General features: G+C 50.4%; 9 protein-coding genes. 2 read left to right on the forward strand and 7 right to left on the reverse strand.

What is annotated here, in order from left to right; genetic code table 11:
* Positions 1 to 39 precede the first annotated feature (39 nt).
* On the reverse strand, positions 40 to 1,041 hold the full coding sequence (gene gap, locus DT73_RS04205; RefSeq protein WP_036104391.1) for a type I glyceraldehyde-3-phosphate dehydrogenase: 1,002 nt from the start codon (positions 1,039 to 1,041) through the stop codon (positions 40 to 42).
* An 872-nt stretch (positions 1,042 to 1,913) separates the two neighbouring features.
* Between gap and DT73_RS04210 the strand changes: the two genes are divergently transcribed.
* Complete coding sequence (locus DT73_RS04210; RefSeq protein WP_036104394.1) at positions 1,914 to 2,591, forward strand: hypothetical protein; 678 nt, start codon at positions 1,914 to 1,916, stop codon at positions 2,589 to 2,591.
* Between the two features lie 215 nt (positions 2,592 to 2,806).
* On the opposite strand, the gene DT73_RS04215 is transcribed toward DT73_RS04210, so the two are convergent.
* From DT73_RS04215 to DT73_RS25800, 5 genes are all read right to left on the reverse strand, one after another.
* A complete protein-coding gene (locus DT73_RS04215) occupies positions 2,807 to 4,906 on the reverse strand; it encodes an HlyD family efflux transporter periplasmic adaptor subunit (RefSeq protein ID WP_200874773.1) in 2,100 nt (699 codons plus the stop codon).
* A 1-nt stretch (position 4,907) separates the two neighbouring features.
* A complete protein-coding gene (locus DT73_RS04220; RefSeq protein WP_036104540.1) occupies positions 4,908 to 6,233 on the reverse strand; it encodes an efflux RND transporter periplasmic adaptor subunit in 1,326 nt (441 codons plus the stop codon).
* Between the two features lie 7 nt (positions 6,234 to 6,240).
* A complete protein-coding gene (locus DT73_RS04225) occupies positions 6,241 to 7,020 on the reverse strand; it encodes an efflux RND transporter periplasmic adaptor subunit (protein ID WP_200874774.1) in 780 nt (259 codons plus the stop codon).
* Positions 7,017 to 8,537: a TolC family protein gene (locus tag DT73_RS04230; protein ID WP_036104398.1), complete on the reverse strand. Its 1,521-nt coding sequence runs from the start codon at positions 8,535 to 8,537 to the stop codon at positions 7,017 to 7,019. The genes DT73_RS04225 and DT73_RS04230 overlap by 4 nt, the downstream gene beginning before the upstream one ends.
* Before the next feature lie 68 nt (positions 8,538 to 8,605).
* Positions 8,606 to 14,065 (reverse strand): DUF4347 domain-containing protein, encoded by a 5,460-nt coding sequence (locus DT73_RS25800; RefSeq protein ID WP_255358332.1) that lies wholly within the window; start codon positions 14,063 to 14,065, stop codon positions 8,606 to 8,608.
* Positions 14,066 to 14,084: 19 nt separating this feature from the next.
* On the opposite strand from DT73_RS25800, the gene DT73_RS26405 reads away from it, so the two are divergent.
* The gene (locus tag DT73_RS26405) at positions 14,085 to 14,387 is read left to right on the forward strand and encodes a hypothetical protein (protein ID WP_160173956.1); all 303 of its coding nucleotides are present in this window, start codon (positions 14,085 to 14,087) and stop codon (positions 14,385 to 14,387) included.
* A 594-nt stretch (positions 14,388 to 14,981) separates the two neighbouring features.
* Here DT73_RS26405 and DT73_RS04240 read toward each other — a convergent pair.
* A complete protein-coding gene (locus DT73_RS04240; protein WP_036104401.1) occupies positions 14,982 to 15,467 on the reverse strand; it encodes a type VI secretion system tube protein TssD in 486 nt (161 codons plus the stop codon).
* Between the last annotated feature and the right edge of the window lie 17 nt (positions 15,468 to 15,484).

Genomic DNA, 15,484 nt, shown 5'->3' on the forward strand with positions numbered 1-15,484 from the left:
AGGAGCTTTTGCTTCTGGGGTATAAATAAAAGTAATTAATTACAGATTGACGAATTTATGCAAAACACGCACTAACTGAGTCACAAAGCCGTATTCATTGTCATACCATGAGACCGTTTTCACTAACTGGATCCCCCCGGCTTCACTTATTTCCGTTTGCGTAGCATCAAAAACAGATCCAAAAGGTAAACCGACCACATCGGAAGAAACGATGGGATCGTCGGTATACTTAAACGACTCGTTATTTTCACAAGCCCTTTTTACAGCGGCGTTTATCTCGTCTACAGTAACTTGCTTTTCCAGAACAGATACCAGCTCTGTTACCGAACCTGTTTTTACTGGTACACGTTGCGCGTGCCCCTTGAGCTTGCCAGACAGCGCCGGGATTACCAGCCCAATCGCTTTGGCAGCCCCAGTGGTGTGAGGAATGATATTTTCAGCAGCAGCCCGGGATGCCCGATAATCTTTACTACGTGGGCCATCAACCAGTGCCTGAGTTCCGGTATAGGCATGCACAGTGGTCATGGTGCCAACTTTAATGCCAAAGTTATCATTGATAACTTTAGCCATAGGTGCCAAACAATTGGTTGTGCAGGATGCAACAGAAATAATACGATCCTGGGCGGTAAGCGTGTCATCGTTAACGTTAAACACTATCGTTTTCATCTCACCTGCAGGTGCAGAGATAAGCACTTTTTTAGCGCCAGCATCAAGGTGAGACTGAGCTTTCTGCTCAGAAGTATAAAACCCGGTGCACTCAATCACTACATCAACACCTAAATCTCCCCAGGGAATATTTTTCGCCTCTTTCTCGGCAAAAACCTGTATATGGTGGTTGCCAACCACCAGGCTTTCACCATCAGCACTCACCGGTACAGGAAAAGCACCGTAGTTAGAGTCATACTTCAGTAAATAAGCCAGCATATCCGGTGAAGTCAGGTCATTAATCGCAACAACAGTGACATCTTCATTTTGTTCAATGAGGCGGCGCAGGACTAACCGGCCAATACGCCCAAAACCATTGATACCAATTTTTTTCATGACGGAAACTCCAGGTAAAAGTAAGCAGGTATTAGCGACAGACAGAGAGATAGCATCCGTATCTTCACTGCCAGTCCACCCTTACTGGTCTAATGAAAAATATCAGCCTGGGTGCTGGACTAAGATGAATATTCAGATGCCGGAGTCCTTCCATTTTCTCCGGGAGAAAAGAGCGTTCCCATTGCCTTGACAGCAAGACTTAGCCAGAGCCAGCTGACTGTTTTATTTGTTCAGGATCACTATCAATGATGTATATGCCAAAAGATAGTTATACAAATGGATAGGTATACAATGAGATAATTGTTTTTTCTGTATCGCTATTATCTTATTATTTTTCAGTATATTAGGGGAATGTGTTCCGTGCCTGAGGTTTATCCATTGTACTCTCTACCGGGGAGGTTAGGCTGGGGCTTACGACTTCAGTTACCATGTTATATACAGTTATTAAAGCAACATGAAATATACGATTATGATGTCCAAAACCAGCAATAGTTGCAAAGTGAAACTTTCTGTCCACCTGGAACTTCAATAGCGAATAACGCTCAGGAAAGCCAGGCAGTAATATTAAGTCATATGGTGACTTAACAGCCAATATAAGCACACTAATACCACTAAGATAAAAATCATTAACTAACCGCGATTAACAATAAAAATTTAGCTTTGGATAATTTAAACAGCTAATTAGCCGCTCAAAAAAGAACAGTAATATAAAATAACCTGCCGTTCAGGAAAATTTTTCACATCGCTAAAAACAGATTAAAGATATCGCCATTCTAACCGTTATACATACGGTACTCCCGGCTCAGGGAATAACATTACTGGCAATATTGATAATAACAATCATTCTGTCATTTATATAGGGAAAGTAACAAGTGAAAAACAATCTATTAATAACCGGCGTGCTGTCTTTAGCTTTTCTGACCGGATGCGCAGGGAATCTTCACCCACATACTGTACAAGCGGCTAACGGTAGTTCTGTGCAAGTGGCGACTATCTTTGTACCAACGGAATTGAACAATAACCGCTACGCAGATACCGCATTGCGTGAAGTGACCCCGGCTCACGCGGGCACCGGAATGGGGCTGGCAATAGCCAGTGCCATATTGGGTGGTGGTATCAGCACCAACTCTTTTGATAAGAACAACTACAAAGGCACTAGCATCGATTCCCTTCCTGAACCCACATCCCGTTACTTTGGCCCGAAGGCCGAAACCAAAATTCAGGAATGGCTGGCGAAAAATGGCAACGGCAATACCTGGAGCCAGCCACTGTTTATTGCTGCATCGGAGTGGTCGCTGGTGTACACCAATTTATCTGCCAATGACAGTAACTACGATTTAACCTACCGGGTTAAGTTCTATAAACGCCCGGAAGGTGGAAATATGTTCAGTACTTATGTGGTATCGGAATGTGCTCCTGCCCATGTCACGGCAACACTGGGCGACTGGCAGGCAAATGGCTATGCAAAAGTAACTCAGGAAACAGAGAAAATGATGGATTTCTGCCTGCTTGAGTTGGAAAGCCAGCTACCACGCCTGTTAACCAAATAATAAAACCAGCAGAAATTTGCGAAGATCAGTGGTGATTCTTTTATTAGCAATCAGCAGGTTTCACCCACCAGCATGGCTGGCCTTAAACTTGTTTCATTGCTTTTAACGACACCAGTAAGGCTCTCGCCAAACATGGCGTGTGAAACTTTACGTTTTTCAAACAGGGATGACGGGGGCAATCAATAGCTGTGAGGCAACTGCACCACAGCTATTGATTATAGCCCGGCCTCACGACCCAGGCTAACGACCAACCACTGCCAGCCACGTTGTAAATAACTACGATGTGAGCTTTGTAATACAACTTTTCCGGCCTGTTCGTGTGCCGGTGCCTGGCGGGCTTCACAGGGTTCCAAACGAACGCGAAAAATGGTGTTTATGGGCACAAGGCGCTGGTTGTTGATTTGCACCGGAATGCTGCCCCCATATACCGATGCCAGCAAGGGTTGATCGAGCGAAGTTTGATTGAGCCTGTCAATTTTGCCGACTTTGCAGCGAATCGCCATTGTTTCACCGCTGTCAGGTACGAAAAGCGCGGCATCACCCGTTTGCAAGGTTGTTACCGTTTCTTCGTCCACCCACCCTTCGCCACGCACGCCCTCTTTACCAAGAACCTGCATTAACTGTTCGCCCTGAACCACCACGGTGCCAGCCTTCAACGCATCACTCACATCCGCCACGCGCCCGGAGAACGGTGCAGTTAGTGTCAACCGCGCTTGTTGACGCAGTAAGCTCTCTATTTGCTGCTGCGCCGCTGATTCGAGCTTTTTCAATGCGCCACCCTGCTCATCAAGCGCCTGAGAAAAAGGCTGCTGAGCAACCTGCCAGGCCAGATTTGCGGCGATAACCTCAGCCTGCTCTATTTGGTAATCAAGGTTATCTGATGTCAAAACAGCCAGTACCTGCCCTTGCTGAACCCAGTCACCGTCATGCACATTCACTTTCCCAACCTGTGCATCTTCCGGCACATAAATAGTCTGGGATTGTTGAGCTTCCATCACCGCCGGAACAGAAACCCCACGCTGCCATGGCACGACAAGAAACAGAACCAGTGCAACAAAGCAAAACAGCGTACGCCGGGTTCTGAACCCCCAACGTAAGTCATGGCGCCGCTGCCACCAAACCTGTAATTCATTAACAAAAGGCCGCACCACAAACCACCCCAGCTCCACCATCAATAACATTATCCCCAGCGTTTTAAAAAACAGGTGATAGACTAAAAACGCGATGGAGGTGAATATGACCAGGCGGTATAACCAGGTCACCCAGGCAAAAAACAGTAAACCACGCTGCCGTGAAGGGGAAAAATGTTCGGGTTCGGGATCATCCAGCCCCAATAACCCCCGCCTCAGGTGCCAGCGCGCCAGTGCAAATACCCGGGCATGCAGGTTGGGCATCTGCAACAAGTCCGATAACAAAAAATATCCGTCAAAACGCATAAAAGGGCTGGCATTAATGACCAGTGTCGCCAGCCAGGTTGTGCTGGCCAGCAGAAAAACACCTGCACGAATGGGGCTATCGGGTAAAAAACACCACAATAGCGTAGCGCAGGAAGCCAGTGTCAGTTCCGCCATCATTCCAGCACCACCGATCAAGAGCCGCTGGCGGCGCGAGGGTAATTTCCACGCATCATTGGTATCGGTGTATAACACCGGCACCATCACCAGAAATGCAATCCCCATAGCAGGCACCCGGCAACCAAAATGGCGGGCGGTAAGCGCGTGCCCCATTTCGTGAACCACTTTGGCAACACTGAGAGCCACGGCAATCCCCACTGCCGCCATCCAGCCGCCATAGTGTGAAAATGTATGCGTAAAGGCATCCCATTGCTGAGAGACCATAAACAGCCCACTCAGGGTTATCAGCACCATTACCCACCAAAATACCGGGCGAAAAACCCACCCTGTCCAGGGTAATACTCGAGACAAAAATGCATCCGGGCGAACCAGAGGAATACGGAAAAACAGATAGTGGCTGAGCAGCCAGGAAAGATATCCACGATGGCGGTACTGATGTAAACGCCATAATTCTTCACTCGACTGAGTTTGTAGTAATTGGTTTTCGCGCAGAAATTGCACCAGGTGGCTGATATCGCTCATGTCCACCGTTAATGTGGTTTGTGCATGCACTGCCTTCATCAGATGACTGGCATCCTGTGCATCCCAACGAGACAGCATCTCAAAACTGGCCCACCCCAACAGGAAAAAGCGGTTTGCTGCCGGGTCGTGTAACACCCAGCCAGGAGAACCATCCTGCTGCTCCGGGCCAGCATGCAAAGTGAGTTCCTGTCGCAGTGGAGGAAGCAGGAAATTCTCCATGTTACCACCCCAGCCACTGCCGGGCGGCGGTCAAAGGACGCCGCAGAGCGTAGTACCCCAAAGGAACCCAGTCGCCATAAATGCGTGCGGTACCCATTTGCCCAATCATGGGAATTTGTTTTGGCGCAACAAACTTTGCCTGCAAGCGATAAGCCAGTACGTTGCCATCACTGACTTCCGCTTTATATGCCATTCTGACCAGGGTCGCGTCAAATGCGCTAAAGGGTGATGCATTTGGGTAGAGCGTAACTTTCGCCCCGGGTTGCAGATGGATAGCATCCGCCGCTGGCAACCAGGCGGCCAGCTCCACATGTTCCGGATCCGCCAGAGTCATGACTTTCTCACCCACACTCACCGCTTTCCCCTGCCATTCACCGGCATCAGAAAACACCACCACGCCACTGCCCGGAGCCGTCACATTAAGCTTATCCAACGCCTTTCCGGCGTAATCCGCAGAAATATCTTTTGCCGCCAGGCGGGATTTATCTTCCGCAAGCTCCAGCTTATTTTTATCACTGGTAACCGCCATTTGCGCACTGATCCGAAAGCGTTCCTTTGCCGCCAGTGCTTCCTGTTTCGCCAGTGCGAACTGCCCGGCCAGCACAGTTGCATCCAGAGCAAAGAGTGCAGTTCCTTTCTGAACAGCCTGATTCGGCTGCACCATCACTTTATCAATCACCCCTGCCACTGGTGCACGAATCAGCTCCGGGTCTGATGGCACAACCTCGGCCCGGGCAAGTACACTCATGCGCACAGGCAGGCATAACACGACCAGTGGTGCCAGCAACCACCATTTACGACGCGGGGAAGACCTCAACCAGGCCAGAATCTTCTGGCGGCTGTTCAGGCGGGGGAGATGCTGAGTTAGCGCAAAACGATAGCCATGGGTAAGCTCCTGGGCCAAATGGAGGGTTTCTTCATCCCAGGGATCCTCGCTGGCAAACAATAATGCGCCAGCGGATCCCAGCGGGAACCAGACAGCATGAGCAGGTAACCACTGACCCCACTCCGCAGCCAAAGGCTCAGGTAAAGACGTTGCCGTTAAAACCACATAAGGCGGTACTTCAGGGTGCTGCTGATGCAGAAACCGAAAAACGCCACTCAGCCACTGTAAATAGGGTGATGTGGTATCTGCCTGCGCAAGGCCTGAAACGGAAACAATCTGGCGGCGCAGCCCTTCCTGCCAAAACGCAGCCTGGCGATAAACCAATAGTTGGCGGGACTCATTCACCATAATGAACCCCAGACGTACCGGGCTTTGCGCCTCTCGTGCCAGATGAAGAAGACGAAGCAGTACTGCCAGTGCGTTATGTTGCGTTTGTTCCATATCAACCTTAATTAAAGTTTGCCCACCCACTCATGCCGGGTAACAAATTTTCCGTAGTCCCGCTGATAACACCAATCACCGGAATGGTCTGGCTGACAGGGTCGATTTGTGCGCCTGTTCGCTTAATTTTGGCCGGGAAAGTCTGCCCCAGCTCGTCAATTGTCACCTGGAATGGCGTACCTGATGTTAAGTGTGGCAACCATTTTGACGGCACCAGCATGCGTAACTCCAAATCCTGAGTTGCCACAATATCCAGAACCGGTGCGCCTGGCGTCATATATTGCCAGGCTGCGGCATGACGTTTTGAAACACGCCCATCAAAGGGTGCCTTGATGGTGCATTTAGAAACCAGTGTTTGCATGTAACAGACATCCGCCGCGGCTTCTTCAAGCTTGCCTTTCGCCTGGGTTAACTCCAGCGTGCCGACAGAATTGTACTTCGCCAGTTGATGATTCACTTTCAGCAACTGGATGGCGGCCTCCTGCACAGCCTGCGCCTTACGCAGTTGTGCGCGATAAGTCGCACAATCAAACTCAATCAGAGTCTGCCCCTGACGAAAACTGTCGCCTTCAGACACCTTCAGTGCAGAGATGCGGGCCGCAACCTCACCAGAGAGCGTAACCGCATGGGGTGAGAGCAGTTCAACCCGAATGCCCCCATCAGTACTCGCTGCAGGCGTATGCTTCGACACGGGTGATGAGCCAGTTGTTGCCCCCATGGCACTGGTACTCAGTACACCGGCCATCAACCACAGCGCATATTTTTTCATTGCTATTGCCATTGTCATTGATTACCGCCTGCCATTTGCTTACTCACACGGGCTGACACACCTTTAAAAGCCTGATCCAACGAAGCAATATCGTAACCACGGGTATCTTCAGGCAAAGGATCAAGCCCAAGGCTGGCGCCCATTTGTCCGTAGGCATTTTGTAATGCACCATAGGACTGATAGAGCCGTAATGACGAGTAGACCGCATTAGCATCAGCCAGAATGCCCTGCAAACGCGCTGAAGCGCCACTTTCGACCGCATGGCTTGTCTGGTCATAGATAGTTTGATCAACCGTATTTAGCTGGCGTTCCAGTTCAAACTGTTTGGCTTTACCTTCATAGTCCAGCCAGGCGATATTCACCTGAGTCAGAACCGCCATGCTCAATGCCAGGCGTTGAGCATCGTTAACTTGTTTTTCCGCCTCTGCTGCTTTGGTTATTGCGCTGGCACTAAACAGATTGAGTAAGTTCCAGCTCACGCGTAGTCCTGCGTAACCCCAGGCATTGTTGGTCAGAAATTTATTGCTGTCATAACTTTGCCCCACACTCAACTCGATGCCTGGTAATAATTTGGCTATCGCTTTGCGGGTTTCCAGTGCACTGATGCGCTGGCTATAATTTGCTTCCACCATTTCTGGCCGGTTAAGCAGAGCAATATCTTCCATCTTATCTACGGGGATCCCCAGTTTAGGTACTGGCATGTCATCAGATACCGCAACACTGAAATCGACCCCAGGGGAAATATTCATTAATGCAGCCAGGCGGGGTTTTGCCTGAGACAATGCACTACGTACCGCCGTCAGTTGACGAATCACATCCAATAGCTGACGTTGATAATTCAGCGCTTCCAGCGGAGAACGTAATTTTAATTTTTCGACTTCCCTCGCATCATCCAGGGCAGACTGAGCCTGAGTCAGCAGGGTATCAATCCGCCCTTGCAATTGCTGCGCACCTGCGGCCTGCCACCATGCTTCACGCACCTGCTGAACAAGTTGTTGCCCTACCCGGCGTTTACGTTGTTCCAGAATCAAAATGCGGTCAGCCTGTTGCTGTGCTGTGAAGTAACTCACGCCAAAATCCAGCACATTCCAGCTCAGGCTTAAATCTGCCATGCGATCTTGTTTTTCCGTTGAGATAGACGGAGCAAGTGATTGTTCGCCGGTGGCTATATTTTGTGATGAAGAGGCGTTGTCTTTATCCCGGGTTGTATAACCCGCAGAAGCTGCCAGCCGGGGCAACATATCCAGGTTCGCCACATCCAACTGGCGCTGTCCCATGGCCTCTTCCATTAGTTTGACGCGGTAATCCATGTTGTATTTCAGTGCCCGGGCCATGGCATTTTCCAGGGTAACCGGTGCGGATATTTTTTCCTGACTGCCGAACAGCGTCAGTTTATCTGCAGCCGCGGTGGCTTGCCGCTCTTTCAGGCTCACCGGGTGTGGTTTAACCATACACCCGGTAAGCAACAGCGCGACGGCAACAGGAAGAAGAACAAACCGGCCGGGATGACGTTGTGCTAATAAGGGACCTTGCATGCTACCATCCTTACTTTATTGATTGATTTTTATTTATAAAAAACAGCACATTAACCATTTCTAAAGCATTACACTTGTTTTCCAGGTGTCGTCAGTCGACCTGAAAAAATGGCCCTTTGAGCAGCGATTTGTTGATCTAAACCAGGCTTGCCTGATGGCGAATGAATATTTGCCTGAGGAGGCGTTTCCCGGGGACCCGCTACTTTCAACTCCAGATGGCTGGTACCTGAATGCCCTTGCTTATCCACGACCCGAATTTCAATAGAGACAGGTTGTTGCCATCCGGCAGGAGGTTGCCCTGAAAAACGCCCGGTAGCTGGATCAAATTTGATCCATGAAGGTAGCGGCGTGCCGTTGCTCTGGCGCACTGTGACGGATAAGTTCGCTGCAGGCTCACGAGTTAAAATCGTACCTGCCGGAAGTGCAATGCTGAAATTTTGGCCGGAAACCACTCCCATGCTGCCCACATCAGCCCTCACTTCAAGGACAGCCATTGGGCTACTGGTAATGGAACCAATATATGATGGTGATGCGATACCGTCCGGCACGGTATATGCCCCGAAGGCCGGTGTAACGGAGAGTGTAAACGGTAAGTTTGCAGTTCCAGCTCCCGGCATCATATTGTTCCCGGCCGCACTTAACGTCGGCATGCTAATGCCATTAAGGGCAGTTAAAACGATATTAGGCGCAACCTGAGAGGGAGCGGCTTCGTATAGCTGGCTGAGCGCTGGGGCGCCTGGCGGCAATTGCAATGTCATAGCCGGAACCGGGTTTCCCGGCACCACGGGCGGTACCGTATTGCCAGTATTATTAGTCGGTGTTGTCGGTGTTGTCGGTGTTGTCGGCGTTGTCGGCGTTGTCGGTATTGTTGGTGTTGTTGGCGTTGTCGGCGTTGTCGGTATTGTTGGTGTTGTTGGTATTGTTGGCGTTGTTGGCGTTGTTGGCGTTGTTGGTGTTGTTGGCGTTGTCGTGCCCGCAGGTGCGGCTTGATATACCGGTATATTAACCAGCGCGCCAGACAACGAGTTACCCGCCATGTCTTTAATGGCACCGCTCACAACCCCAAGCGTTAATGTTCCGGTTCCCTGAACATTAAATACAGCCTGCCAGGTGGTAGTATTAATCTGATTAACCGACACAATATTCGCCTGAGCATTACCTGTTACCAGCGCCTGCAACTCACTGGCAGATAATGACTGAACCGGCTTGGTGAAGGTGATGTTATACCCGACCTGGCCTTGTGCTCCTGTCAGCGGATTTTGGGCACTAACAGCCTGCACCTGTGGTGCGGCGGTATCTACGGTAAAGCTCCATGGTGACGCCGCAGTACTGACGTTACCTGCGGTATCTGTGGCTGTCGCAAGTACAGCGTGCGTGCCGTCCAGCAATGGTGCTGATACTGTGTACTGCCAGGCACCGCTGCCATCTGCGGTTGTGGTACCGACAGCAGAGCCATCGATATAGACTGTTACCAGGCTTCCTGCCGCAGCTGATCCCGTCAGGGACGGTTGGTTATTATTGGTTATGCCATCACTGTGGCTGCTACCGGTATCGGTAGCTGTTGTCAGCACAATACCTGTTGGGGCCGCCGGTGCAGTGGTATCAATCACCACTGCGGCACCACCAGAAATCACGCTATCCACACTGCCGGCTGTCGCCATCGCGGTAATGGTATGGCTTCCTTCACTTAATGCACTGGAGGGAGTAAACGACCAGGTACCGCTGCCATCAGCGGTTATAGTGCCAACGGATGCGGTATCGACATACACAGTAACAGTACTGCCTGCCAGCGCTGTCCCGGTAAATGTTGGTTGCGTGTTGCTGGTTACGCCATCTGAATGACTACTACCCGTATCGCTGGCGGCAGTTATACCGGTAACAACCGGTGCAGGAATTGACATTGCAATACTGCGCGTTACGGCAGCGCTGCTTTTCGTACCGTCATTCACCGTAATGCTGATAACCCGGGTTGCTGCATTAGGCGTTGTCGCACTATCACTCCAGGTAACCGCCCGCAATGCTGACTGCCACTGCGCTACCGTGGCGGTCGCACCACTGGAGGTAAGCGTCATTACACCGGTCGAGGAATTATAACTGGCGCTGATATTGCCGTAGAGCGTCGGATTGTTATTGGTGAACGCCAGCACATCTTCTGCTGAATGAAAGTTGCCGGTAATAGCAACAGTGGCGCTGGCAAGCGTGGTGTTATCCAGGTCCGATAACGTCAACCCGCTATCTACCGCGATAGTTGATCCAGGCGTTCCCAGAGTATAGGTTTCTCCGGGGCCAGATGTTGCCGCCAGAGGGGTTTGATCCGTGCTGGCAACAGTGACTGTCCTTGTCGCTGCGGTACTGGTTTTCGTACCATCATTGACACTAAAACTGATTGTTCTGGTCGCCGTATTGGGGGTGACTGCTGTATCTGTCCAGGATACAGCGCGCAATGCCGCCTGCCACTGAGCAAGGCTTGCGGTAGCGCCAGCAGACGTCAGCGTTAATACACCGGTACCGCTATTATAACTGGCAACGATATTCCCAAATAAAACCGCACTGGTATTGGTAAACGCCAGCACATCTTCTGCGGCGTGAAAGTTGCCAGTAATGGCGACAGTTGCACTGGCAAGCGTGGTGTTATCTGCATCGGAGAGGGTTATTCCGCTGTCTACAACCACGGGTGTCGAGGTGGTATTATCCCCGGCGGTAAATGCTGCGCTGCCACCGCTGGCAGTCACTATCGGGGTCTGGTCTGTCGCAGTAACGGTTATCTGGCGTGTCGCCGCTACACTGTTTTTCGTTCCGTCATTAACAGTAAAACTCACCGTCCGGGTCGCTGTATTGGGCGTTATTGCTGAATCTGTCCATGAGACAGAGCGCAATGCCGCCTGCCACTGGGCAACAGTTGCTGTCGCACCGCTGGATGATAACGTCAAAACACCGGTGCCGCTGTTATAGCTGCCAACAATGTTGCCATACAACGCCGCGCTGGTATTGGTAAAAGCCAGCACATCTTCACCGCTATGGAAATTTCCAGTAATCGCGACGCTTGCCGAAGCCAATGTCGTGTTATCGAGGTCCGATAACGTCAGACCGCTATCAATGACGACGGGTGTTGAGGTGGTATTATCCCCGGAAGAGAATGCCGCGCTGCCGCCACTGGTGGTCACTATTGGTGTTTGATCGACATCAGTTACTGTCACCGTCCGTGTTGCAACCGGACTGCTGTTGCTACTGCCGTCGGTAACCTGGAAACTGATAGTGCGTGTGGACGTATTAGGCGTCACGGCCGTATCCGTCCAGGTGACGGCCCGCATAGCCGCCTGCCATTGTGCAATTGTCGCGGTCGCGCCGCTTGAGGTCAGTGTTAATACACCTGTCGCGGCATTATAACTGGCGACAATGTTGCCATAGGTTGCTGCACTGGTATTGGTAAACGCCAGCACATCTTCACCACTGTGAAAATTCGAGGTAATTGATACCGTACCTGAAGCCAGAGTGCTACTGGCGTGATCAACAATGGTCAGGCCATTATCAACCACTACGGGTGTCGAGGTGGTATTATCCCCGGCAGTAAAAGCGGCACTGCCACTGCTGGTAGTCAGCAATGCATTATTATTCATGTCGATGGTGACACTGGATGCGCTACTGGTCTGCCCACGCCCATCGTTAACCGTCACTTGTATTGTACGGCTTCCTGTTGTTGGCGTGGTGGCGCTGTTGTTGTAGGTCAGCGCATCGACCAGTGTCGAAACACGGCTGGCTGTCGCGTTGGCATTAAAGGTAATAATCAGATTATCGCCGTTAACCCCATCCCCCAGAGTGGCAATGCTCCCGATAGCTATGCCGCTAACGGAAATAACACTGCCCACAGCCGTACCATTCGAGGTGCTCACCGTGCCACTGGTATCAATACCCAATACATCTTCGGCACTGTGACCGTTCGCGGTTACTTGCACTGTCAGGTTACCACCGTTAAAGCTGGTCGTATCACTGTCCGTGACAACTGCCGCTGTTCCGCTGTCCAGATGCACAGCGGTTCCACCTGCATAATATGTACCGCTATCGCCATTCAGGTTACTAATAACCGGCGCCGAGTCCGCAGCGACTGTCACCGTTCGCGTCACCGTGCTGCTGGTATTACCGGATGAATCCGTAATCGTAAAAGAGAGGGTACGCGAACTGGTGTTTGGTGACAGTGAACTATCCTGATAGGTCACCGCTTCCAGCGCAGCCTGCCACTGAGCTGTCGTGGCCGTGCTGCCTGAAGAAGTCAGTGTCAGTACACCGGTGCTGCTGTTATATGTCGCTGTAATATTGCCGTAAGTCGTGGCATTCGTATTGCTGAACGCCAGCACATCTTCGCCACTGTGAAAGTTACCGGTGACGGCGACCGTCGCACTGCTATGTGTAGCGGCAGAGCTATCTGCCAGTGTAATACCGCTATCGATGACAACTGCATTGCCAGTACCGCTGCTGTATGCGGTGCTCCCCCCACTTACCGTTAATGTCGGGCCAGGATAGTGGAAGTTGGTGGCATTAATTTCACCGATACCAATTAATCCGGTGATGTTATTGCCACTTGAGGCCATAACACGGAAGGAATCAATGCCCTGAAACGCCGCATTCGACGAGACGTTAAAGGTCACTATAGAGCCGCCGTTGTAAATATCACTAACAGTCAATGTTAATGTTGCGCCGCTCACTGCGCTGCCATTCAGGTACCCCACCAGAGTGACACTTCCCCCGGAAAAACTAGAGTTGTAACCGTCTATCACAACGCCAATCGAGTTCAGAGTAAACAGTGAGCTGTCATTCGGTTTCACAGCAAAATAGGTAATTTGTTTTGAGCCATCACTCAAGGCATCGACGGTTTCCACCGAGCTGGAACCATCTTTTTCCACAAGGATCATTTCGTTTTGACCATCAGATGCTGAATTCATCTGCATGGTGAAATCCCAGCCCAGGAAATTTGTGACGGTTAATGATGTCTGGCCTGTGGGTACAATGGTGACAGAGCCATCCAGGGTATCAAAAGTTGTGGTTCCAGTGGTTGGCCGGGTAAGGAGCCCATCGTAGCCCACCAGATCCAGAGGCGCGACATGTAACGTATCAGTACTGTATTCCAGTACCCAGTCTCCGCCTAATGATGCAGCCCCGGTGGCATCTGTTGAACCCGCAACCACATGCTGCGTGTCTTTCGCCAGAGCGCCAATCAATGCCGCACCGTCGCTGCCTTCAGCGACACTACAGCCATACACTAAGATATCGCCATCTGCGCTCAATGCCTGGCCGATGATCGCCAGTTCACTCTGGTAGTTATCTATGTTGGCAGTGGTCAGCGCCACTGTTCCCAGCATCAGATTATTCTCTTCACCGTGGGAAATAATATGCATGGCACTGTAACCGCTATGGGTACTGGCCCAGGTCGCGATTTGTGCCAGACCATCTTTCGTACTATCGAGTACAACCACTTCATAGCCAGACGGTAATTGACTAACCAGAGACTGATAATCCTTCACATCAGACTCCACAAATACAACCTGAGGCCCGGTGGCATTGTTCGTACTGGATGCTACGCTGCTACCGGAGGTCTTGCTGGAATCCTGTGTGGTTGTATTGGCGTTCGAAGTTGTTGTGCCAGCCGTTGCGGCAGTTGAACCAGAAGCCGCTGTGCCGGAAGTTGTTTTGCTGGTTTCGGCTGTTGAGCTGGTTGCCGTTGCCGTGGTATCAGCATGCGAATCCGCCACACTGACCGATGCAGTGGTATGCGATGCCGCATCAGTATGGCTGGCATCGGTTGTTGTGGTGGTGACGGCAACACCATCAAACATCATTCTTGGTTCCAGTGCCTGAAGTAGCAAACGCCGTGGTTCAGCAGCAACTGATGAATTAACTATCGTTTTTTTTCCAGAAAAAAAATGCCACCACGACATACTCACTCCCCTTAAGCCTGAAGGTGTTTGCCTTAAAAAATGCGTAACATAACCCTATCGGCAGCAAAGAAATTTACTTTATCATTACACTTTTTTACTAATTGACAGAAAAGAGCATAAATACATGTGAAATTCGATGGTTATCTTCGCGACCTGAAAGTTAACAAAGAGTAAAAGAAAGAGATTTTCTTCACATTTTTGGGCAAATATGATGGATGTGGTACGTGGCTAAAACTATCTGACAGGCCCTTTATTCATGCCAGTGAGTGATGGGGAGATTGCCAGTTCATTTACTGAATGAGTTACAGGAATAGGCAAGGCAATGGCATTGGTTCTATGACCATGAGTGGTTGAACCAGGTACTAAATGGTTTCACACCGATACGGCATATTATGGCGTTGGCGCTGTGACCGTCCGAATCCCTGCTATGACAGAAAGCCAGCTATATTTGCTTATGATGTGGATCAGGGCGTTGAAATAATCGGGGGGCGCAATGCCCCCTTTCTTTATGCGGTTAGGCTTGTTTCTTCTCGTTCCACGCATCAGAGTGAAGAATGTTGCCGTCTTTATAAAGATGGGTGATTTTCTCATAACTCAAGGAAACATCTTCCATGTGCCCTGTACCTGTTACGTTGCGGGTATCGTGCATAACAGGACTATGGCTAACCACTTTCACATTTTCTAAAGTGATCGTGTAATAAATTTCCTCTTGTCCACTGTAGTTAATCCGGTAGAAATTGAACTCCGCACTTTTCAGCGTTTGGCCTGAAGCAACAGCCTTAAACAAATACGGTGATGAACTATCGATCTCTTTAGTGAAATTAAAAGAGCAGTGTTGACGGCTACCAGTAACTTTGCCAGTGAGGGGATCTGTGGGAATAACAACGCCATGCTGCAAACTGCGTAATTCTATGCTTCCATCACGCCCGTGAACATCACAAGATCCCATAATCTGGGAACCGCCATCATCTTTTAAGATTAGGTGAACAGGTACAGCCATTTATTAAGCTCCTTGCA

This window comes from Mangrovibacter sp. MFB070 (assembly GCF_000705335.1).
Classification (GTDB): domain Bacteria; phylum Pseudomonadota; class Gammaproteobacteria; order Enterobacterales; family Enterobacteriaceae; genus Mangrovibacter; species Mangrovibacter plantisponsor.